Genomic DNA, 24,182 nt, shown 5'->3' with positions numbered 1-24,182 from the left:
GTGAGAGCGTTGAGGCGGTTCCCTTTGGCAAATCCGGGGGAGCAACGTTGAGACGAAGGACCAGCCCTTTAGGGCGAAGCTGCTGATATCACGCTTCCAGGAAAAGCTCCTAAGCTTCAGCTTACGCAGACCGTACCGTAAACCGACACAGGTGGGTAGGATGAGAATTCTCAGGCGCTTGAGAGAACTCGGGTGAAGGAACTAGGCAAAATAGCACCGTAACTTCGGGAGAAGGTGCGCCTCTTCTGGTGAATAGCTGGGGGAGGCCGAAGTGACCAGGCCGCTGCGACTGTTTATCAAAAACACAGCACTCTGCAAACACGAAAGTGGACGTATAGGGTGTGACGCCTGCCCGGTGCTGGAAGGTTAATTGATGGGGTCAGCCGCAAGGCGAAGCTCTTGATCGAAGCCCCAGTAAACGGCGGCCGTAACTATAACGGTCCTAAGGTAGCGAAATTCCTTGTCGGGTAAGTTCCGACCTGCACGAATGGCGTAACGACAGCGGCGCTGTCTCCACCCGAGACTCAGTGAAATTGAAATCGCTGTGAAGATGCAGCGTTCCCGTGGCAAGACGGAAAGACCCCGTGAACCTTTACTATAGCTTTACATTGAACGTTGAGTTCGTCTGTGTAGGATAGGTGGGAGGCTATGAAACTGTGGCGCTAGCTGCAGTGGAGCCAACCTTGAAATACCACCCTGATGTGCTTGACGTTCTAACCTAGGTCCGTTATCCGGATCGGGGACCATGTATGGTGGGTAGTTTGACTGGGGCGGTCTCCTCCCAAAGAGTAACGGAGGAGCACGAAGGTACGCTCAGCGCGGTCGGACATCGCGCACTGTGTGCAAAGGCATAAGCGTGCTTGACTGCAAGATCGACGGATCAAGCAGGTACGAAAGTAGGTCTTAGTGATCCGGTGGTTCTGTATGGAAGGGCCATCGCTCAACGGATAAAAGGTACTCCGGGGATAACAGGCTGATACCGCCCAAGAGTTCATATCGACGGCGGTGTTTGGCACCTCGATGTCGGCTCATCACATCCTGGGGCTGTAGTCGGTCCCAAGGGTATGGCTGTTCGCCATTTAAAGTGGTACGCGAGCTGGGTTCAGAACGTCGTGAGACAGTTCGGTCCCTATCTGCCATGGGCGTTGGAGATTTGAGAGGGGCTGCTCCTAGTACGAGAGGACCGGAGTGGACGAACCTCTGGTGTTCCGGTTGTCACGCCAGTGGCACTGCCGGGTAGCTATGTTCGGAAGCGATAACCGCTGAAAGCATCTAAGCGGGAAGCGCGCCTCAAGATGAGATCTCCCGGGACACAAGTCCCCTAAAGGAACCATCAAGACTAGGTGGTTGATAGGTCAGGTGTGTAAGCGCTGTAAGGCGTTGAGCTAACTGATACTAATGATCCGTGTGGCTTGACCATATAACCTCAAGTGGCTTCGCCAAAGCGAAGACCACCTTAGCCTCGACGCACGTCGATGCTCACTAATCGCTCTCTACATCACAAGTAACTACGCGAGACTGAGCGCCTAATCCAGCTGTATCGGATGGCGACGCTCCAACCGTCTCCCTGGTGAAATTAGCGCTGTGGTCCCACCCGATCCCATCCCGAACTCGGAAGTGAAACGCAGCTGCGCCGATGGTAGTGTGGCTTAAGCCATGCAAGAGTAGGTCATCGCCAGGGCCTTACCCCAGACCCCCTCAGATCTCACGATCTGAGGGGGTCTTCTTTTGTGTTTGGGAAAAGCAAAGCTAAAGCGGGACGGGAGACATCACGCGCAGCGCCAGAACGGCGCGGTGAGGCGACGAGGCAGGCTGCGCGCCATGACGCGTGATCCGATAAGGTGGCCTTGAAACGTGTGGATGGCTGGAAGACGCGACTCATCGTGCGGAATGGCGGTCCCTATCCGATGCCGAGCTCTGCGTCGGCGGCCAGAAACCAAATGGCAATGCCACGCAGCGCGAGATTGCGAGGGCACGTCCAGCTTGGAGCGCTGCATTTACCCGCCTTGGCTAAAGTGTTGCTGAGACCGCCTTGCGGCCTGGAACGATCACCCTGAGCCCGGCTGGCAGCAGGGGGAGTCTCGCTCGCTTCATGCCCACACTCACCCGGCACATACGCTGCAGTCCAGCGGTTAAACATGTGGCGTCAGGTCGCCTGTTTTTCACCGGAGATTGCAATGCCGGGTGGCTTCATGGCCGCACATATCGTTACGCAAGCGAGGTTCGCCATGAAGAAGTCCCACATCCATGCTTCCCGCCTGATGGTGTGCGCTGGTCTGCTGGGGATCGCCACCTCGGCCATGGCCCAGCGCTACGGGCCGCAGGACGAGGGCCGTCGTTTCAACGACGGCACGCGCGTGGTCTGCAAGAACGTCGAGGTCCGAAAGAACAGCAAGGATTCCAACCGGATACTGGGCACCGCGACGGGCGCCGTGGTGGGTGGCCTGCTGGGTAACCAGATCGGCGGCGGCAACGGCAAGAAGTTGGCCACGGTCGGCGGTGCCATCGCAGGTGGCGCGGCCGGTCGCACGATCCAGGGGCAACCACCAGATCGATCACGGCGATCGCGTCGTGGAGAAGCAGTGCGTCCGCCGCTGATCCGCAGCGCTTCGTGAGACCAACAGAACGGCCGGGCATTGCCCGGCCGTTCTGCGTTATAGACCGGGCATGGGCGCTGAGGCTGCGGTCAGGGGTGCGTCCTTCGCGAACGCAGCGCTATGGATGATGCGTTCGAATCGGCAGGCCTCACGGATCAAGCGCTGCGCGCTGAGGTCGCCGCCTGCGCAAACGCCTCGAAGGCACACGCCACCGCTTCCGCACCGGGGTCGACCACGCCTGCCAGCGCTTCGGCACGCACAGAGGCCGAGCGGCCGGCCTGGGCCTTCTGCATCGTCGCCGTGGCGGCTGCGCCCTCGCGGGCTGCTGTAGCTGCGGCTGGCAGGTCGCCGGGCTGTTCGCGCAGTGCGGCGATGGCGGGAATGAGGGCGTCGAGCATGGTGCGGTCGCCCTGGTGGGCGCCGCCGGTCTCCTGCATGCGGGCGATGCCGCGCTCCAGCGCCTCGGGCCAGGACGCGGATTCCGCCAGCGCCTGTGCGGCGGCGGTGAGCATGATCGATAGCAGTACGCCGCTGGAGCCGCCCATGCTGTGTTCGATCAGGGCCGCCAGTTCCTGCGCCAGGCGTGCCTGTTCGCCGGTGCTCAGGGCGTCCGCCTCGAGCGCCGCGAGCACGGCGGCGGCGCCTTGGGCGAAGGTGGATCCGGCGTCGCCGTCGCCGACCTTGGCATCGAGCGCATCCAGTTCCTCCTTGGCGGTCAGCAGGGTCTGCGCGGCCTGCTTCAGTGCATTGGCGCGCCTGGCGTCGCGATGGCCGCTGCCGGGGGCGTGTTCGGATTGGGGGCGCTCGGGTTCGAAGTAGGTCACCGGTCGCGGCGTTGAGACGCCGGGCCAGGCCAGCGTTTCGACCGGCGCGCGCAGGGCCTCGAGCACGTCGGCGTCGGCCGGGCCCAGGGTGATCGAGAAGCCGTGCATGTCCATCGAGGTCATCAGCGCCGCCGGCCGCACCATCACGGCGATGCGTTCCAGGCCGATGCGGGCGATCACGCCATTGGCCAGGCTGCCGAGCTCCTGCGTGGAGCAGCCGCCCAGGTCGTTGAGCAACACCACCAGCGGCGCGTCGGCGCCCAGGCGGGCGTCGGCGGCCTCCAGCAACGGCGAGAGCACCAGGTCCAGCGCATCCTGCAGCGACTGCGGATCGACCTTGCGCGCGCCCGGTTCGTTATGGATGCCCAGGCCGAGTTCGGGCGAGCGCTTGCCCTGGTGCTGGCCGGGCACGGTGGCGCTGGAGAGCGCCATGCCCAGCGACAGCAGGCGGTCGGCGAAGGCCTGCCCGCGTTCGGCGATCTGCGCCAGCGCCACGCCCTGCGCGGCCAGATGCCCGACATACTTGTGCACCAGCACCGTGCCGGCCAGGCCGCGCGGCTGGGCGGCGTCGGGCAGGGCGATGTCGTCGCGCACCAGCACGGTGGCCACGTCGATGCCTTCGGCGCGCGCACGTTCGGCGGCCAGGCCGAAGTTGAGCCGATCGCCGGTGTAGTTCTTGATCACCAGCAGCACGCCGGGCGCCTGGCGGCAGGCGTGGATCGCGGCCAGGACCGCTTCGACACCGGGCGAGGCGAACAGGTCGCCGGCGATGGCGCCGGTCAACATGCCCGGGCCGACGAAGCCGGCATGGGCGGGTTCGTGGCCGGAGCCGCCGCCGGAGAGCACTGCCACCTTCGCGGCGTCCGGCTCGGCCTGCAGCACAATGCGCATGCCCGAATCGGGTGCGCTCATCCGCAGCGGCATCAGCTGCGCGGTGGCTTCGAGGAGGTCGGCGACGATGGCGCGCGGTGCGCCGAGGAACTGCTGCATGCGTCGGTCCTGTCCGGGAGGGGCTTGCGAGCCTAGGACATGACGCGTGAGTCAGGTGCGCAGACAGGGGGGGGGCATGCACAATGCCCGTCCCCCTCTTCAGGACGACCCGCACAATGGCCGGAGCCAGCCTGTTCACCTTGCTCGACGATATCGCCACCATGCTCGACGACGTGGCGGTGATGACCAAGGTCGCCGCGAAGAAGACCGCCGGTGTGCTCGGCGACGACCTGGCGCTCAACGCCCAGCAGGTCACCGGGGTCAAGGCCAACCGCGAACTGCCGGTGGTGTGGGCGGTGGCCAAGGGCTCGCTGCTGAACAAGGCGATCCTGGTGCCCGTGGCGCTGGCGATCAGCGTGTGGCTGCCGGTGGCGATCCCTTATCTGATGATGATCGGCGGCGCGTATCTGTGCTTCGAAGGCGTGGAGAAGCTCGCGCACAAGTTCCTGCATTCGAAGGACGAGGACGCCGCGCATCACGCGCAGGAGGCGCGCGCCCTGGCCGATGAGCGCGTGGACGTGGTCGCGTTCGAGAAGGACAAGATCAAGGGCGCGGTGCGGACCGATTTCATCCTCTCGGCCGAGATCATCGTGCTCTCGCTGGGCGTGCTGAGCGAGCGTACGCCGCCGCCGACCTTCGTCGAGGAGGTGATCGTGCTGGCGCTGATCGCGCTGCTGATGACCGTCGGCGTCTACGGCCTGGTCGGGGCGATCGTGAAGCTGGACGACCTGGGCCTGTGGCTCTCGCGCAAGGGCGCCGCGCTGGCATCGATCGGCCGTGGCCTGCTGGTGGCCGCGCCGTTGCTGATGAAGTTCCTGTCCATCGCCGGCACCATCGCGATGTTTCTGGTCGGCGGCGGCATCCTGGTGCACAACATCGGCCCGCTGCATCACCTCATCGAAGGCGTGAGCCTGAGCGGTATGGCCGCCAGCGTGGCGGGCATGCTCTACAACGCCCTGATCGGCGTGCTGGCCGGCGCGATCGTGCTGGGCGTGGTGCAGCTGGTCGGCAAGCTGCGCGGCAAGTCCGCCGCGCACTGAAGGCCTTCGGTCAGGCGGTGCCGGCGCCGCGCCCGCGGCGCACCAGGCACAGCGACACGGCCATCAGCCAGCCCAGGATCAGCACGATCACCGACTTCTGTCCCAGTCCGGTCAGCGGTGGGGGGCACCAGGCCATGGCCCAGATCGCCAGGAAGCACAGCGCCGCCCACGGCAGCGCCCAGCGCCGGTGCGCGCGCCAGTAGGTATCGTGGCGGAAGTCGTGGGCCTGCCACATCAGGCCGACCGTGGCGCAGACGAAGGCCGTGCTCGCTGCGCCCACGTGGATGCGCCCCTGTACGGTGGTGTGCGCGCCGGGCATGTCCATCCACGCATAGGCGGTGATGCACAGGGCCAGCGCGGCGGTGACGAACAGCGCCATCGGCATCCGGCCGCGTGCGCGCGGATGCAGGCTGCCGCGCAGCCCGAAGATCAGCGCCAGCATGCCGACGCTGAGCACGCAGTAGGCGGACTGGAGCAGATGGCCCCAGGGCCCGATCAGATACAGGCTCATCTGATTGCGCACCACATCCAGATCCGAGCGCAGCAGGTGGACCACGATGGTCACGGCGACGAAGGTCGCCAGGCTGGCCAGGGCCAGCCCCGGCCACAGCAGGTTCACGCGGCCGTGCGGCGTCGAGGGGGAGGCGAAGGCGGTGGCGAGCGGCGCCGATCCTGGCATGTGGGCGGTCTGGCGATGGCATTGCTTCGTGCAATGCAGGGATTCTAGCGAGCGCGGTACGCGGCTGACCAATTCCTTGCTCACGCCGCGCTGGCTAGCATGGGGCCCTGTTTCGGTCGGAGGATGGGTCATGGCATTCAAGGCCTTGCTGGTGAACAAGCGCGACGGCGCGGTACAGCCGGAGCTGGTGACGCTGGAAGACGGCGATCTGATGGAGGGCGATGTCACCGTCGCGGTCGAGTACTCCACGGTGAATTACAAGGACGCGCTGGCGGTGACAGGCCGGGCGCCGATCATGCAGGTGTTCCCGTTGATTGCCGGCATCGATCTGGCCGGGCGTGTGCTCGCGTCGGCGCATCCCGGCTTCAAGCCCGGGGATGCGGTGCTGGTCAACGGCTGGGGACTGAGCCAGACCCACCACGGCGGTTTCGCCCAGCGCGCGCGGGTGCCGGGCGACTGGCTGGTGCGCGTGCCGGACGCGTTTGACACACGCCAGGCGATGGCGATCGGCACCGCCGGTTACACGGCGATGCTCAGCGTGCTGGCGCTGGAGCACAACGGCCTGACCCCCGATGCGGGCGAGGTGCTGGTCACCGGCGCCAATGGCGGCGTGGGTTCGGTCGCCATCGCCGTGCTGGGCAAGCTGGGCTATCGCGTGGTCGCCTCGACCGGGCGCATGGCCGAGGCCGACCATCTCAAGGCGCTGGGCGCGGCCGAAGTGATCGAACGCGGCCCGCTGGGCGAGCCCGGCAAGCCACTGCAGAAGGCGCGCTGGGCCGGTGCGGTAGACAGCGTCGGCAGCCACACCCTGGCCAACGTGCTGGCGCAGACCCGCGAGCGTGGCACGGTCACCGCCTGCGGGCTGGCCCAGGGCATGGACCTGCCGACGACGGTGGCGCCCTTCATCCTGCGCAGTGTCACCCTGGCGGGCATCAATTCGGTCGATGCGCCGCAGGCGCTGCGCGAAACCGCCTGGCAGCGTCTGGCCCGCGACCTGGATCCGGCCTTGCTGGCGTCGGTCACCAGGCAGGTGGCGCTGGCCGAGGTGCCGCAGGTGGCCGACGACCTGTTCGCCGGCAAGGTGCGCGGGCGCGTGGTGGTGGACGTCAATGCCTGAGCCGGCCCCGGGCTGGGCGCACCCGATGACGCAGGTGCTGTTGGCGGGTGCGACCGGGCTGGTGGGCGGCCTGACGCTCTCGCAGCTGCTGCTCGACGAGCGGGTCACGCGTGTGGTGGCGCCGACCCGCCGCCCGCTGCCGATGACCCACGCCCGCCTGTTCAATCCGGTGGTGGATTTCGACGCGCTGCCGGCCGATGCGGACTGGTGGCGGGTGGACAGCGTGATCTGCGCGCTGGGTACGACGATGCGCCAGGCCGGTTCGCGCGCGGCGTTCAGGCGGGTGGATCACGACTATCCGGTGGCGATCGCGCGCCATGCGCTGTCCGGCGGGGCGCTGGCCTATGCGCTGAATTCGGCCACCGGCGCCGATGTCGCCTCGCGCTTCTTCTACACCCGGGTCAAGGGCGTGGTGGAGCGCGACCTGGAGGCGTTGGGCTACACGTCGCTGACCCTGGTGCGCCCCGGCCTGATCGAGGGCGAGCGCGCGCAGCGCCGCACCGGCGAACACCTGGCCGGCCTGGCCCTGCACGCCCTCTCGCCGGTGCTGCCGCGCCGCTTCCGGCCCAGCCCCGCCGAAGGCGTCGCCGCGGCGCTGGTCGATGCGGCCTTGAATGCGCGTCCCGGGCGCCATGTGACCGAGGCCGCGCAACTGGCGGGCTGATCCGGGCGTGTGCCGGCCGAGGGTTGGTCACGGCTGCAACCATGCGCGGCGGCGCCTGTCTTCGGTGTTATAAAGCACGCCGTTTTTAACGGATCGGTAACGCGCATGACGCTCTCGAACGCCCGCTCCCGCACGCGCCGCCGCGTGCCGGTGCTGTGCCTGCTGGCCACCGCCATCGCCGCGCCCCTGCATGCGGCCGAATTCAAGCTCGCCGACGGGGAGGTCACCGGGACCTGGACCACGCGCGCGACCTACGGCATGGGCGTGCGCACGACCGGCCGTTCGGAGCACCTGGTCGGCAAGGGCTTCCGGTCCGACGGCGTGGCCAAGGGCGGCGATGGCGCCGATACCGCGGACGACGGCAACCTCAACTACGGTGCCGGCGATGCGTATTCCTCGCTGTTCAAGCTCAGCACCGCGGTCGACCTGAAGTGGCGCAACCTCGGCGTGGCCGTCAGTGGCCGCGCCTGGTACGACACCGCGCTGAAGGACAACGACGTGCCGCAGGGCAACCAGCCCAGCGGCTTCAAGGGCAATGCGCCGCTGAGCGACCACGACTTCTCCCAGTCCAACCAGTTCTCCGGGGCGATGCTGTTGGATGCCTATGTCTACGGCCACTTCAAACTGGGCGAATCCACCACGTGGGATTCGCGCCTGGGCAAGCAGCGGGTGAAGTGGGGTGAGGGGGTGTTCTTCCAGGGCGTCAACCAGGTCAATCCCTACGACTACACCACGCTGCGCCGCCCCGGCACCGACCCGGCCACCGAGGCCCAGCTGCCGGTGGAGCTGTGGTGGAACAAGCTCAGCTTCGACAACGGCGTGTCGGTGGAGGCCTTCTACCAGTGGAAGTGGCGCCCGACCGAGCTGGATCCGTGCGGCACGTTCTGGTCCGGCGCGGACATCGGCATCGACAACGGCTGTTCGGGCCTGCAGTCCAATGCGTATTACCCGATCAACGCCTATTCGCCCGGTGCGGGGCAGTGGCTGAGCGATGGCTACATGAACGCCGTCGGCGCCTACCTGCCGCGCGGGCGCGACATCGAGGGCAAGGACAGCGGCCAGTACGGCGTGGCGGCGCACTACACGATCAAGCCCATCGCCACCGACCTGGGCCTGTACTGGATGCGCTACAACTCGCGCCTGCCGATCCTCAACGCCACCACGCCGAACATGGCCAACGCCGATCCGACCCTGGTCGCGCGCATGACGGCCGACGGCGTGCCGCTGGCCTACGCGCAGCTGTCCCAGCGCCTGTCCACGATCACCGAGTCGTGGGAGTACCCGGAGGATCTCACCCTGATGGGCCTGTCGGCCTCGCACAAGGCCGGGGCGTGGAAGTTCGCCGGCGAGGTCAGCTTCACCCAGGACCTGCCGGTGCAGATCAACACCGCCGACATGTTCGCCGCGCTGACCCGCAACGGCGGGCCGGTCGGTGGGCGCACCGCTGGGCAGGATCCGGGCTTCCTGCTCAAGGGCTACGACCGCTTCGACAAGTGGCAGGCCCAGGCCTCGGTCACGCGCACGCTGGGGCCGGTGCTGGGCGCCGGCAGCGGCGTCATCGTCGGCGAGGCGGCCTGGCAGCACGTGGACCTGCCCGGGCTGGATGTCGCGCGCTATGGCCGTGGCTTCGCCTGGGGCTATTCGCCGCAGGGCTTCGACGGCAGCTGCGGCGCGGTGCAGAACCCGCAGGGCTGCGTGAACAAGGGCTACTTCACCAAGATGGCCTGGGGCTATCGCGTGCGTGGCCAGCTCAACTACGCGGTGGGCAGCACCACGCTGTCGCCCAGCCTGACCTGGGGCCAGGACGTGCACGGCTACGCGGTGGACGCCACCCTGGTGCAGGACCGCAAGACGGTCTCGCTGGGGCTGGCGGCCAAGTTCGCCGGCAACGCCTTCGCCTCGGTGGCCTACACCAACTACCTGGGCGACAACCCCTACGACGTGCTGGCCGATCACGACAACGTGGTGATGGCGATCGGCACCACGTTCTGAGCATGGCGGATGCGGTGCCGCCGGTCTGGCGGCACTGCGTGCCGGTTCAACCCGCGCAGCGCGTGCCCGGGCCGGGCGCTTCGGCCTGCACGCATTCGTTCACCTGCATGTCCAGGCCCTGGAACACGCGCTGCTCGCCGGCGCCCAGGCTGAACTGGTCCACCGGTGTGCGTGCGCAAGCGCGTTTGTCGTCGGTGCCGACGCGACAGGTCTCCTCGAACAGCTGGTAATGGCAGCGTCCACTGGCGCTGCGCACGCACTGGAACGTCGCCGAGCCGGCCGCGCGCGTGGTCCGGCTGAACAGCGTATCCACGCCGTCGCGCTGGCTGCGCGTGATGGACGTGCTGCTGCTGCCGTCGTGGCAGCCGAACAGCGCAAGCATGCAGTAGAGGATCGAGGTCAACAGGCGCATGGCGCGCTCCTTGTCATGTGATCGGTGGGCCGGCACGCAGGCAGGCCGGGGCTGGCCGTCCCGCTCGGCCAGGATGCGAAACCGTCGTCGCGCCGCCCGAGACCGGCCGCGCTGCGACGTGCTACATGCCCTTGAACAAGCCCATGAACGGCTGGCTGACGCTCAGCAGTTCCGGGCGGTTGCGCAGCTTCAACTGGCCCTTGCCGGTGTCGTCGCGGATCACCGAGGCCACGGCCTTGAGGTTGACGATGGTGGAGCGGTGGATCTGCTTGAACGCCGCCGGATCCAGCGCGCCCAGCAGCTCGCGCAGCGGCGTGCGCAGCAACGCCTCGCCCTCCGCGGTCATCACCACGGTGTACTTGTGGTCGGCACGGAAGTAGGCGACGTCCTCGATCAGGATCAGCCGCGTCTCGCGCCCGGTGCTGGCCGTCACCCACGCCAGCGGCGCGGCGGCCGGGCGCGCGCTCGGGGCGAGCCGCTGCAGCAGCGCATCCAGCACGGCCACATCCGGTGCCGAGGGCTGCGTGCGCGCCTGCAGGCGCTGCACCGTGGCGTCCAGGCGTTCGCGCGTGACCGGCTTGAGCAGGTAATCGACCGCGCCGTGTTCGAAGGCTTCCACTGCGTACTGGTCGTATGCGGTGACGAACACGACCTGTGTGCGCGGGCTGGCATCGGCGACCGCGCGCGCCACCTCGATGCCGGTCAGGCCCGGCATGCGGATGTCGAGGAAGGCCACGTCCGGCTGGCGCTCGGCGATGGCTTCCAGCGCGCTGGCGCCATCGCTGCATTCGGCGCCGATGCCCAGCTGTGGCCAGGCCTGGCGCAGCTGTGCGACCAGCGCGGCGCGCAGCAGGTCCTCGTCTTCGGCGACTACGCACTCAGCCATGGGCGTCGGCTCCGGCGCAGGCCTGTGCGGCCGGCAGCGGCGGTGGCGTGGCCGCTGCCGGCGAGGGGGGCACTCGGACCGGCGGCGGGCGCGGCAGCACCAGCGTCGCGGCCACGCCGGCGGGGAAGTTGGAGGTCAGCGAGAAGCTCGCCGCATGGCCGTAGATCAGGCGCAGGCGTTCGCGCAGGTTGGTCAGACCGATGCCGGTGCCGCTGTTGTGCGCGCCGCCGAGGCCCAGGCCGTCATCGGCCACGGTCACCGCGATGCCCTCGTCGATGCTGCGCGCCATGATCCACAGCGTGCCGCCGCCGGGCTTGGGCTCCAGGCCGTGCTTGATGGCGTTCTCCACCAGGGTCTGCAGCATCATCGACGGCAGCGGCACGCCATGGAGCGCGTCGGGCACTTCGATGCGCGGGTCCAGGCGTGCGCCCATGCGGATCTTGAGGATCTCCAGGTAGGCGCGGGTGCGCTCCAGTTCCTCGCCCAGCGGCGACATCGCGTTCTCCTCGCGCGGCAGCGAGCGGCGCAGATACTGGATCAGGTGCCCCAGCATCTGCTCGGCGCGCGGTGGGTCGGTGGCCGCCAGCACCTGCGCATTGGCCAGCGTGTTGTAGAGGAAATGCGGTTCGACCTGTGCCTGCAGCAGGTTCAGGCGCGCCTGGGTCAGTTCCTTCTCGGTGGCGTTGTGCGCGGCGGCGGCCTGTTCGGCGCGTCGGCGCTCGGCCACGCGCCGGGAGATGGCCCGGGTCAGCGACTCGATGTGCTCGTAGTTGACGCCCTTGTCCACGGTGTACAGGTCGCGCCAGGCACCGGCCTCGGGTTCGCAACGCAGGCTGGCAGCGACAGGTGCCTTCGCCCGGCATGATGGTGATCAGGACCTCGTCGCGCTTGATCGCGCACAGCGCGGGCAGGTTGTACCAGGCGATCCTGCGCTGCGGCTCGAAGCCCGGGCGTGGCACCTGGCCCTGGATGCGCAGGCTGTCGTGGACGATCTGCAGCGCGGTGATGCGTGGCAGCTCGCGCACCGCGCCTTCCAGCAGGGCGAAGGCGGCATCGGCTTCCATCGGCAGGTCGACCACGCGGCGCTGGCGGTTGGACAGGGTCGCCGCGTCCAGTTCGCCGGCCATGCCGCGCACGCGGTGCAGGTGATCGATCACGCGGATGATCGCCGAGACCAGCAGCCCGATCGCCAGCAGCCAGAAGATCACCCCCGGCGGCGCCTGGAACTGGTGGAAGAACGCCGCCCACAGCGGGAAGGCGATGGCCAGCGTCAGCAGCCACGCGCCCACGACACGAACGAAGAAGAAGAATCGCGGAAGCACGGTGCCGACCCCTGGAAAAGCTGTTGCGGCCGAGCATAACCAGCGCCTCCCGGAGCGCCAGCCCGGACGCGACCAGTCCACGGAATCGGCGACGAAAGGCCCGTCGGCAGGGACCAAACTCGCCCCTTCCCCGGATGACGCCCCCAGTTGGCGCCGCGCTGGGCGTCACCTGCGGCCCTTGGCACTCGGCCCGCCGCGCGCCTGCGCGCGGCCTTCCGCGCCTTGCGACCGGTGGTCCTGGGCTGTTCCCGTGGGTGCCGGCCTAGGCGCCGCGGCTGGAGTCAGGCGATCAGGGGGCACGCCGGCCCCGTTTGGACGGGCTCAAAGCGGCGCGTGTTCTTCCTTGTAGATCCGCAGCCCGCGCGCCTGGTAGTTGGCCAGGGCGGCCGGGTGGTCGAGGGTGCAGGTATGGACCCAGACGCGTTCGGTGCCGGGCCAGTCCCAGGCGGCGCGGAGGGCGTGGCTCAGCAGCGGCCCGCCGAAGCCGTGCCCCAGGAACGCGCCGGCCAGGCCGAAGTAGCGGATCTCGGCGTTGCGCCCGTCCGGGCGATACAGCTCGTAATAGCCGGCGATGGCGCCGCGGTGATAAGCCACCCAAGTGCGGTGGCTGTCCTGCTCCACCAGCGCGCGCCAGTCGGCCTCGCTCCAGCGGTTCATGTCGCTCCAGTTCCAGTCCTTGCCGACCAGCCCGTAGAGGAAGCGGTTGAGCTCGGGTTGCGGGACTTCGCACTCGACGATCTGCAGGTCGGGCCGCTGCGGCTTCTCGCGCAGCGCGTCCGGCGAGGTCATCTCGAGATAGAAGGTGGTGCAGCGCTGCGACATCCTGCGGCTCCTGGGAACGTTCCACTCTGATTGTGACCAACCCGATGGCGGCGGCGCCAGCGTCGCCTCGCGTCAGGCCGCGGGATGGTGGACGTCCGGAATGAGGTCGTCGTCTGACAGCGGTGCTGTACAGGCGGCCGCCGTCGCATCGGATGCCTGGCCGCCTGTCGCGCGCCAACAACCTCCCTGAGCGCTGACCTAGTCCGCTGGACCCAGCAGCGTGCATCGCGCCCTCCGCCACGAGAGTCGACGGGCGTCGCTCCGTTTGCCGCTCGCGTGCGGCCCAGGCGCGCGCTGGCGCGGTGTCTGGGCGAATGTGACCCGCCCGTCACCCAGGCGCGCGACACGGGCCACGACGCGGCCACCATCCGCCGGCGCATGGTGGGATGGTCAAATTCTCGCCAATCCTCTGTGCGCGCGGCTTCGGCGACCGCTCGTCCGAGCCGACCCTCGAACGCAGGAAAAAGCGCCGCCGCGCGGCTTGACGGCTGTCATCAAATCGTGGCATTTGGTTCACACGTCTTTTATCGCGGCGTTCGTAGATTCGATTCGAGCAGCGCCCCACGGGCCCCTTGTCCGCCGCGCCGCTCCCTCTCACCCGCGTCACGTCGCCGGTCGCTCAATGACCTGCGGCGGTTCTTCGTTCCGCGCTCGTTTCGCTGTTGCTGTTCCGTCTTTCTCCTCTTTCGTTCCTGCGACGGATGTTCGATCCCCCATGTCTGCGTCTGTGCTGCCCGAGTCCCCGCGTCCCCTGAAGCCTTCACCCCGCGCCGCGCTGCCGCTGTCGCAGGAGTCCCTGCGCGCGCGCGATGCGCGCGGCCGGTTCGCGCCGCGCGCGGCCAACGATCCCGACACGGTGCGCTCCGGCGTCTCGCCGCGCCGCACGTCGCTGTTCGTCACCTCGGAGATGGCTGATTTCATCAAGGCCGGCGGGCTGGGCGACGTCGCCGCCTCGCTGCCGCGCGCGCTGCGCCACCGCTACGACGCGCGCGTGCTGATTCCCGGCTATCGGGCCGTGCGCGCCAAGGCCGGCAAGCTGCAGATGGTTGGCCGGATCGCGCCCAAGGCCGGTCTGCCGGCCTGCGCGCTGGGCTACACCACGCTGGACGATGGCTTGCCCGTCTATGTGCTGATCTGCCCGGAGCTGTTCGAACGCGAAGGCTCGCCCTACGTGTCCAGCCTGGGCGCGGAGTGGGAAGACAACGCCGTGCGCTTCGCCACGCTCTCGCATGCCGCGGCCGAGATCGCCGGCGGCCGCGCCGGCCTGGACTGGGCGCCGGACCTGCTGCACCTCAACGACTGGCCGTGCGCGCTGGCCTCGGCCTATGTGAAGTGGTCCGGCGGCAGCACGCCGTGCCTGCTGACCATCCACAACCTGGCCTACCAGGGCCTGTTCCCGCACGCGGTGGCGCCGCTGCTGGGCATCCCCGAGGCTGCGCGCGCGGATCTGGAGTTCTACGGCCAGATGTCCTTCCTGCGCGGCGGCATCGTGCATGCCGCGCACGTCAACACCGTCAGCGTCAGCTACGCCGCGCAGATCACCCTGCCGGCGATGGGCTGTGGCCTGGACCGGCTGCTGGCGCGCCGCGCCGCGGCCGGCGGCCTGACCGGCATCCTCAACGGCATCGACGCCAGCTGGGACCCGAGCACCGACAACCATCTGCAGGCGCACTTCAACCTGCACGACTGGGCCGGCCGCAAGGCCAACGCGAGCCAGGTCCGGCGCGAGTTCGGCCTGCCCGAGCGTGACGGCCCGCTGTTCGCCGTGGTCTCGCGCCTGGTCCACCAGAAGGGGCTGGACCTGATCTGCGAGGTCGCCCCGCAGATCGTGGCCGCCGGCGGGCAGATCGTGGTGATCGGTGGCGGCGAGCCGCAGATCGAGCAGAGCGTGCTGGCGCTGACGCGCCGCTACCCCGGTCATGTCGGCGCCTTCATCGGCTTCGAGGAACAATTGGCTCGGCGCATGTTCGCCGGCTCGGATTTCCTGTTGATGCCTTCCCGATTTGAACCTTGCGGTCTGAGCCAGATGTACGCCCAGCGCTTCGGCAGCCTGCCCATCGCCCACGCCACCGGCGGGCTGATCGACACGGTGGACGATGGCGTGACCGGATTTCTGTTCCAGGAGCCGTCGGCCGACGCGCTGCGTCGCTGCCTGGCGCGCGCCTTCCGCACCTTCCGCCTGCCGGGCCTGATCCAGGCCATGCGCCGCGCGGCCATGCTCAAGCCCAGCGGCTGGGACGTGGCGGGCAGCAAGTATCTGGCCCTCTACGACCGCACCGCGGCGCTGGCATGAGTGAGTCCGACCGGGCCGGGCAGAGGGCCAAGGTGATCACCGCCGGCGAAGGCGACGCTTCGCAGACACGCGCCGATGCGCCGCTCGACCCGCGGCTGCAGGCGCTGGTCGATGGCCACGACGGCGATCCGTTCGCCCTGCTTGGCCCGCGCGCCACCGGCAGCGGCGGGATGCGGATCATGGCGATGGCGCAGGGCGCCGAGGCCATGGCCGTGCTCAATGCCCAGGGCAAGGTCGTGGCGCTGATGCGCTGCGTGCATCCGGCCGGCCTGTTCGAGGCCGAGCTGCCCACGCAGATGGCCTATCGCCTGCGCATCGCCTGGCCCGAGGCGCTGGAGGAGATCGAGGATCCCTACCGCTTCGGCCCGGCGCTGCAGCAGGAATGGCTGCACGGCATCGTCTCCGGCGATGGCGAGTCGGCGCGGCTGGCGCTGGGCGCGCACCGCGTGACCCACGAGGGCGTGGACGGGGTGCGCTTCGCGGTGTGGGCGCCCAATGCGCGGCGCGTGTCGGTGGTCGGCGACTTCAACGGCTGGGACGGGCGCCGTCATCCGATGCGCCTGCGCCACGACGGCGGGGTGTGGGAGCTGTTCCTGCCCGGCATCGTGCGGGGCATGCGCTACAAGTACGAGATCACCGCGGCCGACGGCACCCGCCTGCCGCACAAGGCCGACCCGATGGCGCGCCAGTGCGAACTGCCGCCGGCCACCGCCTCGGTGGTGCCCGAGGCCGAAGCCTTCGCCTGGACCGACGTGGAATGGATGGCGCGCCGCGCGGCCCGCGCGACCACGCCCGAGCCGATCTCGATCTACGAGCTGCACGCCGGCTCCTGGCGCCTGCGCGAGGACGGCCGGCACATGAGCTGGGACGAGCTGGCCGATGCGCTGATCCCGTACGTGCAGTGGCTGGGCTTCACCCATATCGAACTGCTGCCGATCACCGAGTATCCCTTCGGCGGCTCCTGGGGCTATCAGCCGCTGGGCATGTACGCGCCGACGGCGCGCTATGGCAGCCCGGAAGGCTTCGCCCGCTTCGTCGATGCCTGCCACAACGCCGGCATCGGCGTGATCCTGGACTGGGTCAGCGCGCATTTCCCCAACGACGCGCATGGCCTGCAGCGTTTCGACGGCACCGCGCTGTACGAGCATGCCGATCCCAAGGAGGGCTTCCACAAGGACTGGAACACCCTGATCTACAACTACGGGCGGCACGAGGTCTCGGCCTATCTGGTCGGCAGCGCGCTGGAGTGGATCGAGCGCTATCACATCGACGGCCTGCGCGTGGACGCGGTGGCCTCGATGCTCTACCGCGACTACAGCCGCAGCGAGGGCGAGTGGGTGCCCAACCAGCACGGCGGTCGCGAGAACCTGGAGGCGGTGGAGTTCATCCGCCGGCTCAACGGCGAGGTCGGCCGCCGCTTCCCCGGTGTGATGATGATCGCCGAGGAGTCCACCGCCTGGGGCGGGGTGACGCAGCCGCCGGAGCACGGCGGCCTGGGCTTCACCCACAAGTGGAACATGGGCTGGATGCACGACACGCTCGAGTACATGAAGCGCGATCCCATCCACCGCAAGCATCACCACAGCGAGATGACCTTCGGCATGGTCTATGCGTTCTCCGAACGCTTCGTGCTGCCGCTCTCGCACGATGAAGTGGTGCACGGCAAGGGCTCGCTGCTCACGCGCATGCCGGGCGATGCCTGGCAGCGCTTCGCCAACCTGCGCGCGTACTTCGGCTTCATGTGGGCCCATCCAGGCCGCAAGCTGCTCTTCATGGGCGGCGAGTTCGGCCAGTGGTCGGAGTGGAACCACGACACGCAGCTGGACTGGGGCCTGATGCAGCAGCACGAGCATCACGGCCTGGCGCAGCTGGTGGGCGACCTCAACCGCCTGCTGTGCGCCGAGCCGGCGCTGTATCGCAACGACCACACCCCTGCGGGCTTCGACTGGTCGGTGGGCGATGACCACGCCAACAGCGTGTTCGCCTTCGTCCGCTTCGATCGCGATGGCGACGGCGCGCCGGTGCTGGCGGTGAGCAACTTCACCCCCATGCCGCGCTACGGCTATCGCGTCGGCGTGCCGCGTGCCGGTCAGTGGCGCGAGATCCTCAACACCGACAGCGGCCACTACGGTGGCTCCAACGTCGGCAACGCCGGAGCGGTGAGTACCGAGCCGGTGCCCATGCACGGGCATGCGCAGTCGCTCTCGCTGGCGCTGCCCCCGCTTTCCACCATCTGGCTGCGAGCCGTCTGATGCCGGGCCAGGGGGAGCATCCGGGCAGTTCGTGGCTCGGCGCGGTCGCACGCGCCGATGGGCAGACGCGGTTCCGGCTGTGGGCGCCGGACGCGCGCCAAGTGCGGCTGGAGGTGGAAGGGCAAGCATCCCAGCCGCTGACGCGCCGCGAAGACGGCAGCTTCGATGCGGTCCTGCCGCTGCCGCCCGGCACGCGCTACCGCTATCGCATCGACGATGCCGAGCCTGTCCCGGACCCGGCCTCGCGCTGGCAGCCCGAGGGTGTGCACGGCCCCAGCGTCGTCGTCGATGCCGAGGCTTATGTCTGGCAGCACGCCGACTGGCAGGGCCGGCCCTGGCGCGAGGCGGTACTCTACGAGCTGCACGTCGGCACCAGCGGTGGCTACGCCGGGGTGATGGCGCAGCTGCCGCGCCTGGTCGAGTTGGGCATCACCGCCATCGAGCTGATGCCGCTCAACGCCTTCCCCGGCACGCGCAACTGGGGCTATGACGGTGTGCTGCCGTACGCGCCGGCGGCGGCCTACGGCAGCCCGGACGAACTCAAGGCGCTGATCGACGCGGCCCACGGCCACGGCCTGATGGTGCTGCTGGACGCGGTCTATAACCACTTCGGCCCGGACGGCAACTACCTGCACCAGTACGCCGAGACCTTCTTCAACGCCGATGCGCACACGCCGTGGGGCCCGGCCATCGACTTCCGCCAGGAGGCGGTGCAGCGCTACTTCATCGACAACGCGCTGATGTGGCTGCACGAATACCGCTTCGACGGCCTGCGCCTGGATGCGGTGCACGCGATCGTGCCCGACGATTTCCTGGAGACCCTGCGCCAGGCCATCGTCGCCAGCGTGGTCGAAGGGCGCCACGTGCACCTGGTGCTGGAGAACGAGGCCAACCAGGCCTTCCGCCTGGCCGACGGCTACACCGCGCAATGGGACGACGACTTCCACAATGCCCTGCACGTGCTGCTGACCGGCGAGGACGAGGGCTATTACGCCGCCTTCGCCGACGATGCCAGCGGGCACCTGGCGCGCGTGCTGGGCGAGGGCTTCGCCTACCAGGGCCAGCCCGATCCGCGCGGCCATGTGCGCGGCGAGCCGTCGGGCCATCTGCCGCCGACCAAGTTCGTGGTGTTCGCGCAGAACCATGACCAGATCGGCAACCGCGCGATGGGCGATCGCCTGATCACCCAGGTCGCCCCGTCGGCGCTGCGCGTGGCGCTGGCGCTGACCGCGCTGACGCCGATGATCCCGCTGTTCTTCATGGGCGAGCCCTGGGGCGCGCGGCAGCCGTTCCAGTTCTTCACCGATTACCAGGCGCCGCTGGACGAGGCGGTGCGCGAGGGCCGGCGGCGCGAGTTCGCGCAGTTCGCCGCGTTCGCCAATCCTGCGGTGCGGGCGAGCATCCCGGACCCCAACGCGGTGCAGACCTTCGAGGTGTCCAGGGTGGACATCGGCGAGTCGCTGCGCGGCGAGGGCGCGGCGTTCGCCGCATGGTTCGCGCGGCTGCTGCAGGTGCGCGCCACGCAGCTGGTGCCGCATCTGGATCAGGCGCGCGCGCTGGGGGCACAGGTGCTGGCGCCGGGCGCCATCGTCGCGCGCTGGCAGCTGGGCACGGCGGTGCTGCAGGTGGAATTCAACCTGGGCACCGCGCCGCTGACCGTGCCCGTGCCGGCCGGCGCGCGTCTGCTGCATGCCGAAGGCGCCGATGCCGACAGCGATGCGCTGGGCCCGAACTCCTTGCGCGCGTGGTGGCAGGACGCGCAGGCATGAGCGCCGACGCGCTGCACGCGCTGGCCGACGCCGCCGGCTTGCTGGTCGACTGGGTCGACGTGGCCAGCCAGCCGCGCAAGGTGGCCGATACGACGCTGCGCGCCGTGCTCGAGGCGATGGAGCTGCCCTGCGCCACGCCGGCGCAGTGCGCCGACAGCCAGCGCCGGCTGGAAGCCATGCAGGGCCGGCCGGCGCTGCGGACCGCCGTGGTGGATACGCCGGTGGCCGTCGAGGGCCGGCCGGGCGCCGCGTACAAGCTGCTCGATGAGCACGGCCAGGCCCAGGAAGGCCGCTTCGACGCGCAGGGCGCGCTCGGCCCCATCGCGGTGCCCGGCTACTACCGCGTGCTGTGCGAAGGCGCTGGCGAAGACGGCATCGCGCTGGCCATCGCGCCTACGCGCTGCTGGTCGGTGGCCGATGCCTGCGGGGTGGCGCAGCCGCGCGCCTGGGGCGTGGGGCTGCAGGTCTATTCGGCGCGCACGCCGCTGGATGCCTCCATCGGCGATGCGCAGGGCGCGCTGGACTGGGCGCGGCGCGTGGCCGCCGCCGGCGGTGATGCGCTGGCGCTGAGCCCGATCCATGCCGCGCGGCCGCTGCAGCGCCACTACAGCCCGTATTCGCCCAGCGACCGGCGCTTCTTCGATCCACTATATGCCGCGCCGGCGCTGGTGCTGGGCGAGGCGTTGGCGCGGCAGGCCCTGCACGCGGCCGGGCTCGAGGCGCGCCTGGCGAAGTTGAACGCGGCCGCGCTGGTCGACTGGCACGACGGTGCGCAGGCCAAGTGGGCCTGGCTGCGCGCGCTGCACGAGCAGGCCTTGCCCGAGGCGCTGCAGGCGGATCTGCAGGCCTTCATCGCGGACGGCGGACCGGCGCTGGAGCAGCACGTGCGCTTCGCCGCGGCCGATGCCGGCGACGGCGATCCCGGCCTGCATCGCTATGCGCAGTGGCTGGCCGCGCGCAGCTGGCAGGACGTGCAGCGGCAGGCCCGTGCGGCGGGCATGCGCCTGGGCCTGATCAGCGACCTGGCGGTGGGCTTCGACCCGCACGGCGCCGAGGCCGCGGCGTGGCCGCAGGCGGTGCTGCACGGCCTGGTGCTGGGCGCGCCGCCGGATGCCTTTAACGCCGACGGCCAGGCCTGGGGCATCGGCAGCTATTCGCCGGCCGGCCTGCGCGCCAGCGGCTTCGCGCCCTTCATCGCGCTGCTGCGCGCGGTGATGCACGAGCGCGGCGGCGTGCGCATCGACCACATCCTCGGGCTGCTGCGGCTGTGGGTGCTGCCCGACGGCGGCAGGGCCGGCGATGGCGTGTATCTGCGCTATCCCTTCGAAGACCTGCTGCGGCTGCTGGCGCTGGAATCCTGGCGCCAGCGCTGCGTCGTGATCGGCGAGGACCTGGGCGTGGTGCCCGATGGCCTGCGCGAGGTGCTGGCCGCGCACGGCGTGCTGGGCATCGACGTGCTGATGTTCACCCGCGACGCGGACGGCGCCTTCCTGCCGCCGGCGCAGTGGCGCCGCTCGGCGGTGGCCACCACGACCACGCACGACCTGCCCACGCTGGCCGGCTGGCGCATCGGCCGCGACCTGGACTGGCGCGAACGGCTGGGCACCGGCGGCCGGATCGACCGCGCCGCCGAAGACGCCCAGCGCAGCCAGGACGTCGCGCGCCTGCAGGCGCAGGTGCGCGCCGACGGCGGCGATGGCCAGACGCTGGCCAGCTGGCTGGCCTTCGCCGCGCACAGCCCGGCGCCCCTGGCGCTGCTGCCGGCCGAGGACGCGCTGGGCCTGGAGGAACAGCCCAATCTGCCCGGCGTGGTCGAAGGCCATCCCAACTGGTCGCGGCGCCTGCCGCAGGACACGCCACACCTGGATGCGGCGCTGGCCGCGTTCGCCACCGCACGCGGCGAGGGGACGCCATGACCGAGTTACGCGCCACCGCGCGCCTGCAGCTGCATGAAGGCTTCACCCTGCACGATGCCGCCGCGCAGGTGCCGTATTACGCGCAGCTGGGCGTGAGCCATCTCTATCTGTCGCCGATCGGCACGGCCGTGGCCGGCTCGACCCATGGCTACGACGTCACCGACCCGACCCGCGTCAGTCCCGAGCTGGGCGGCGAGCAGGGGCTGAAGGCGCTGCACGCGGCGGTGCGCGCGCACGACATGGGCCTGCTGCTGGACATCGTGCCCAACCACATGGCCGCCCATGCGACCAACCCGTGGTGGTGGGACGTGCTCAAGCACGGCCGCCGCAGCAAGCATGCCGACTGGTTCGACATCGACTGGCGCAGCCCGGGCCACGACGGCAAGCTCTGGCTGCCGGTGCTGGACCGGCCCTACGCGCAGGCGCTGGCCGAAGGCGCGCTCAAGCTGGGCGTATCCGCGGCCGGCGAGCTGCAGCTGGAACACCACGACGCCTGCTTCCCGGTGCGCGTCGACGGCGCAGCGGTCCCTGCGGATCTGGCGTTGCGCCGCGACTGGGCCTGGCGCATCAGTCAGGGCACAGCGCGCGGGGAGAGCACGCTGCATCGATTGCTCGAACGCCAGTCCTACCGGCTGGCGTGGTGGGCGGTCGGCAACGACATGGTCAACTACCGGCGCTTCTTCGACATCACGTCCTTGGCGGCCATCCGCGTGGAGCGGCCGGACGTGTTCGCCGCGGTGCACGCGCTGCCGCTGCGGCTGATCGCCGAGGGCGTGCTCGATGGCCTGCGCCTGGACCATGTCGACGGCCTGGCCGACCCGCGGGGCTACCTGCGACGGCTGCGCGCGCAGGTCGACAAGGCCGGGCGCAAGCGCGGCCTGCGCCCGGGCAAGGTGACCCTGCTGGTGGAGAAGATCCTGGCGCCCGGCGAGACGCTGCCGCGCGACTGGCCGGTGCAGGGCACCACCGGCTACGACTTCATGGACCAGGTCTCCGGCGTGCTGCACGACGCGGACGGCGAGGCGGCGCTCACCGCGCTGTGGCAGCGTGTGAGCGGGCGCAGTGGGGACTTTGCGCAGGAGGAATTCCAGGCGCGTGGCGAGATCCTCGACGCTTCGCTGCAGGCCGAGTTCACCCGCGCCCAGCAGGCCGCGGTGGCCTGCGCGCACCTGGACCCGATCTGCCGCGAGTTCAGCCCGCAGATGATGGGCAAGGCACTGACCGCGGTGATGCGGCGCTTCCCCGTGTACCGCACCTATGCCGGCAACGATGGGCTGGACGAGGGCGATGCGGCGCTGTTCGCGCGCGCCGCGCAGGCCGCGCGCGAACACGCCAATCCGCGCGTGCAGGCCGCCATCGACGCGCTGCAGCGCTGGATGCGCGACGACCCCGATACGCCCAACGTGCAGCGCAGCCTGCGCCGTGTGCTGCGCCGGCGGCTGGAACAGCTGTCCGCGCCGCTCAATGCCAAGTCGGTGGAGGACACGGCCTTCTATCGCCACGGTGTGCTGCTCTCGCGCAACGAGGTCGGCTCGCATCCGCAGCATCTGGCGACCGATCCGCAGGTCTTCCACACCAGCGTCCAGGCGCATGCCGCCGGGCACCAGCGCGCGATGCTCGCCACCGCCACCCACGACCACAAGCGTGGCGAAGACGTGCGCATGCGCCTGGCGGTGCTGAGCGGCCGCGCGCCGTGGTGGGCCGAGCGGGTAGAGACCTTCAATGCGCTGGCCGGCGCGCGGATCGGCGCGGATGCGTGTTCGCCCGGCGATGCGCTGATGCTGTGGCAGACACTGATCGGCGCCTGGCCGCTGGAACTGGGCGCGGACGATGCCGACGGCCTGGCGGCCTTCGCCGAGCGCGTGGCCCAGTGGCAGACCAAGGCGCTGCGCGAGGCCAAGCTGCACAGCACCTGGACCGAGCCCAACGACGCCTACGAGACCGCCGCACGCGCACTGCTCGACCTGACCCTGATCGCACCCGAAGGCAAGGCACTGCGCACCGCCCTGCACGGCGCCGCGCAGGCGATCGGCGCGGCCGGCGCGGTCAACGGCCTGGCCCAGACCACGCTGCGGCTGACCGCGCCCGGCGTGCCCGATCTCTACCAGGGCACCGAGGGCTGGGACCTGTCGCTGGTCGATCCGGACAACCGTCGGCCGGTGGACTTCGACCTGCGCCGCCGCTGGCTGGCCGACGAGGCCTCCTGGGCCGCGCTGCTGCAGGACTGGCGCAGCGGCCAGGCCAAGGCGCGCCTGGTCGCGCTGCTGCTGCAGCTGCGGGCGCGGCTGCCCGAGCTGTTCGCCCGCGGCGACTACCGCGTGCTGCACGCCGAGGGGCCGCGCGCCGGGCAGGTGCTGGCCTTCCGCCGCCAGCACGAGGGCCAGCGCCTGGTGGTCGCGGTGCCGCGGCTGGTGGCCGAAGGACTCGTCGACGCCGCCGTGCCGCAGCTGCCGGCAGACTGGTGGCAGGATGGGGCGCTGCCCGTTCCCGATGGCACCTGGCACAGCCTGCCCGATGGGCGCGTGCTGCAGATACCCTCGGGACGCATCGCGCTGTCCGAGTTGTTCGCCCATGCCCCGGTGGCCGTGCTGGTCGCCCCTGAATGAC

Annotated in this window: 14 protein-coding genes, 2 rRNA genes and 2 pseudogenes (1 of these 18 only partly in view); 12 read left to right on the top strand and 6 right to left on the bottom strand. The window is 69.7% G+C overall.

From position 1 onward, the window contains the following. The 3 genes and pseudogenes from QE438_RS12245 to QE438_RS12235 all read left to right on the top strand — a co-directional run. Nucleotides 1–1,420 (top strand): 23S ribosomal RNA (locus QE438_RS12245); it begins 1,449 nt to the left of the window's first position. Between the two features lie 146 nt (nt 1,421–1,566). After that, a 5S ribosomal RNA gene (rrf, locus tag QE438_RS12240) occupies nt 1,567–1,681 on the top strand. Nucleotides 1,682–2,228: 547 nt separating this feature from the next. Further along, a pseudogene (locus tag QE438_RS12235) lies at nt 2,229–2,598 on the top strand (glycine zipper 2TM domain-containing protein). A 154-nt stretch (nt 2,599–2,752) separates the two neighbouring features. Here the strand turns inward: QE438_RS12235 and QE438_RS12230 are convergent. Then, nucleotides 2,753–4,411 carry a dihydroxyacetone kinase subunit DhaK gene (locus QE438_RS12230; RefSeq protein ID WP_306995314.1) on the bottom strand — a complete coding sequence of 553 codons (1,659 nt, stop codon included), beginning with the start codon at nt 4,409–4,411 and terminating at the stop codon, nt 2,753–2,755. 116 nt (nt 4,412–4,527) lie between these two features. Here QE438_RS12230 and QE438_RS12225 point away from each other — a divergent pair, with 116 nt between their 5' ends. Next, nucleotides 4,528–5,451, top strand: coding sequence for a DUF808 domain-containing protein (locus QE438_RS12225; protein WP_306995316.1), 924 nt, complete (start codon nt 4,528–4,530; stop codon nt 5,449–5,451). A 10-nt stretch (nt 5,452–5,461) separates the two neighbouring features. On the opposite strand, the gene QE438_RS12220 is transcribed toward QE438_RS12225, so the two are convergent. Beyond that, complete coding sequence (locus QE438_RS12220) at nt 5,462–6,130, bottom strand: DUF998 domain-containing protein (protein WP_306995318.1); 669 nt, start codon at nt 6,128–6,130, stop codon at nt 5,462–5,464. A 130-nt stretch (nt 6,131–6,260) separates the two neighbouring features. On the opposite strand from QE438_RS12220, the gene QE438_RS12215 reads away from it, so the two are divergent. From QE438_RS12215 to QE438_RS12205, 3 genes are all read left to right on the top strand, one after another. Further along, entirely contained in the window at nt 6,261–7,247 is a 987-nt protein-coding gene (locus QE438_RS12215) for an MDR family oxidoreductase (protein ID WP_306995320.1), read from the top strand. Next, nucleotides 7,240–7,911, top strand: coding sequence for an NAD-dependent dehydratase (locus tag QE438_RS12210; RefSeq protein ID WP_307183916.1), 672 nt, complete (start codon nt 7,240–7,242; stop codon nt 7,909–7,911). The genes QE438_RS12215 and QE438_RS12210 overlap by 8 nt, the downstream gene beginning before the upstream one ends. Nucleotides 7,912–8,016: 105 nt before the next feature. Beyond that, entirely contained in the window at nt 8,017–9,903 is a 1,887-nt protein-coding gene (locus QE438_RS12205) for a DUF1302 domain-containing protein (RefSeq protein ID WP_306995325.1), read from the top strand. A 46-nt stretch (nt 9,904–9,949) separates the two neighbouring features. Here QE438_RS12205 and QE438_RS12200 read toward each other — a convergent pair whose 3' ends face one another. From QE438_RS12200 to QE438_RS12185, 4 genes and pseudogenes are all read right to left on the bottom strand, one after another. Beyond that, entirely contained in the window at nt 9,950–10,315 is a 366-nt protein-coding gene (locus QE438_RS12200) for a hypothetical protein (protein WP_130516271.1), read from the bottom strand. Nucleotides 10,316–10,436: 121 nt separating this feature from the next. Continuing rightward, nucleotides 10,437–11,201, bottom strand: a complete 765-nt coding sequence (locus tag QE438_RS12195; protein WP_286575622.1) for a LytTR family DNA-binding domain-containing protein — start codon at nt 11,199–11,201, stop codon at nt 10,437–10,439. Next, a pseudogene (locus tag QE438_RS12190) lies at nt 11,194–12,523 on the bottom strand (histidine kinase). Before QE438_RS12190 ends, QE438_RS12195 begins: the two are co-directional and overlap by 8 nt. A 321-nt stretch (nt 12,524–12,844) precedes the next feature. Next, nucleotides 12,845–13,345 carry a GNAT family N-acetyltransferase gene (locus tag QE438_RS12185; RefSeq protein WP_286575620.1) on the bottom strand — a complete coding sequence of 167 codons (501 nt, stop codon included), beginning with the start codon at nt 13,343–13,345 and terminating at the stop codon, nt 12,845–12,847. Nucleotides 13,346–14,060: 715 nt separating this feature from the next. On the opposite strand from QE438_RS12185, the gene glgA reads away from it, so the two are divergent. From glgA to treY, 5 genes are read left to right on the top strand one after another with little or no spacing between them, the layout of a single operon-like run. Continuing rightward, entirely contained in the window at nt 14,061–15,638 is a 1,578-nt protein-coding gene (glgA, locus tag QE438_RS12180; RefSeq protein WP_130525106.1) for a glycogen synthase GlgA, read from the top strand. Then, nucleotides 15,635–17,890, top strand: coding sequence for a 1,4-alpha-glucan branching protein GlgB (gene glgB / locus QE438_RS12175; RefSeq protein WP_306995334.1), 2,256 nt, complete (start codon nt 15,635–15,637; stop codon nt 17,888–17,890). Before glgA ends, glgB begins: the two co-directional genes overlap by 4 nt. Continuing rightward, nucleotides 17,890–19,659, top strand: coding sequence for a malto-oligosyltrehalose trehalohydrolase (treZ, locus tag QE438_RS12170; protein ID WP_306995336.1), 1,770 nt, complete (start codon nt 17,890–17,892; stop codon nt 19,657–19,659). Before glgB ends, treZ begins: the two co-directional genes overlap by 1 nt. Then, nucleotides 19,656–21,575 (top strand): 4-alpha-glucanotransferase, encoded by a 1,920-nt coding sequence (locus QE438_RS12165; protein WP_307183917.1) that lies wholly within the window; start codon nt 19,656–19,658, stop codon nt 21,573–21,575. The genes treZ and QE438_RS12165 overlap by 4 nt, the downstream gene beginning before the upstream one ends. Then, on the top strand, nt 21,572–24,181 hold the full coding sequence (gene treY, locus QE438_RS12160; protein ID WP_306995338.1) for a malto-oligosyltrehalose synthase: 2,610 nt from the start codon (nt 21,572–21,574) through the stop codon (nt 24,179–24,181). Before QE438_RS12165 ends, treY begins: the two co-directional genes overlap by 4 nt. Nucleotide 24,182 lies beyond the last annotated feature (1 nt).

Source organism: Pseudoxanthomonas sp. SORGH_AS_0997 (assembly GCF_031453535.1).
Taxonomy (GTDB): Bacteria; Pseudomonadota; Gammaproteobacteria; order Xanthomonadales; family Xanthomonadaceae; genus Pseudoxanthomonas_A; species Pseudoxanthomonas_A winnipegensis.
The sequence above is the reverse complement of the archived record's forward strand: the minus strand, read 5'-3'. Positions and strand labels throughout refer to the sequence as shown.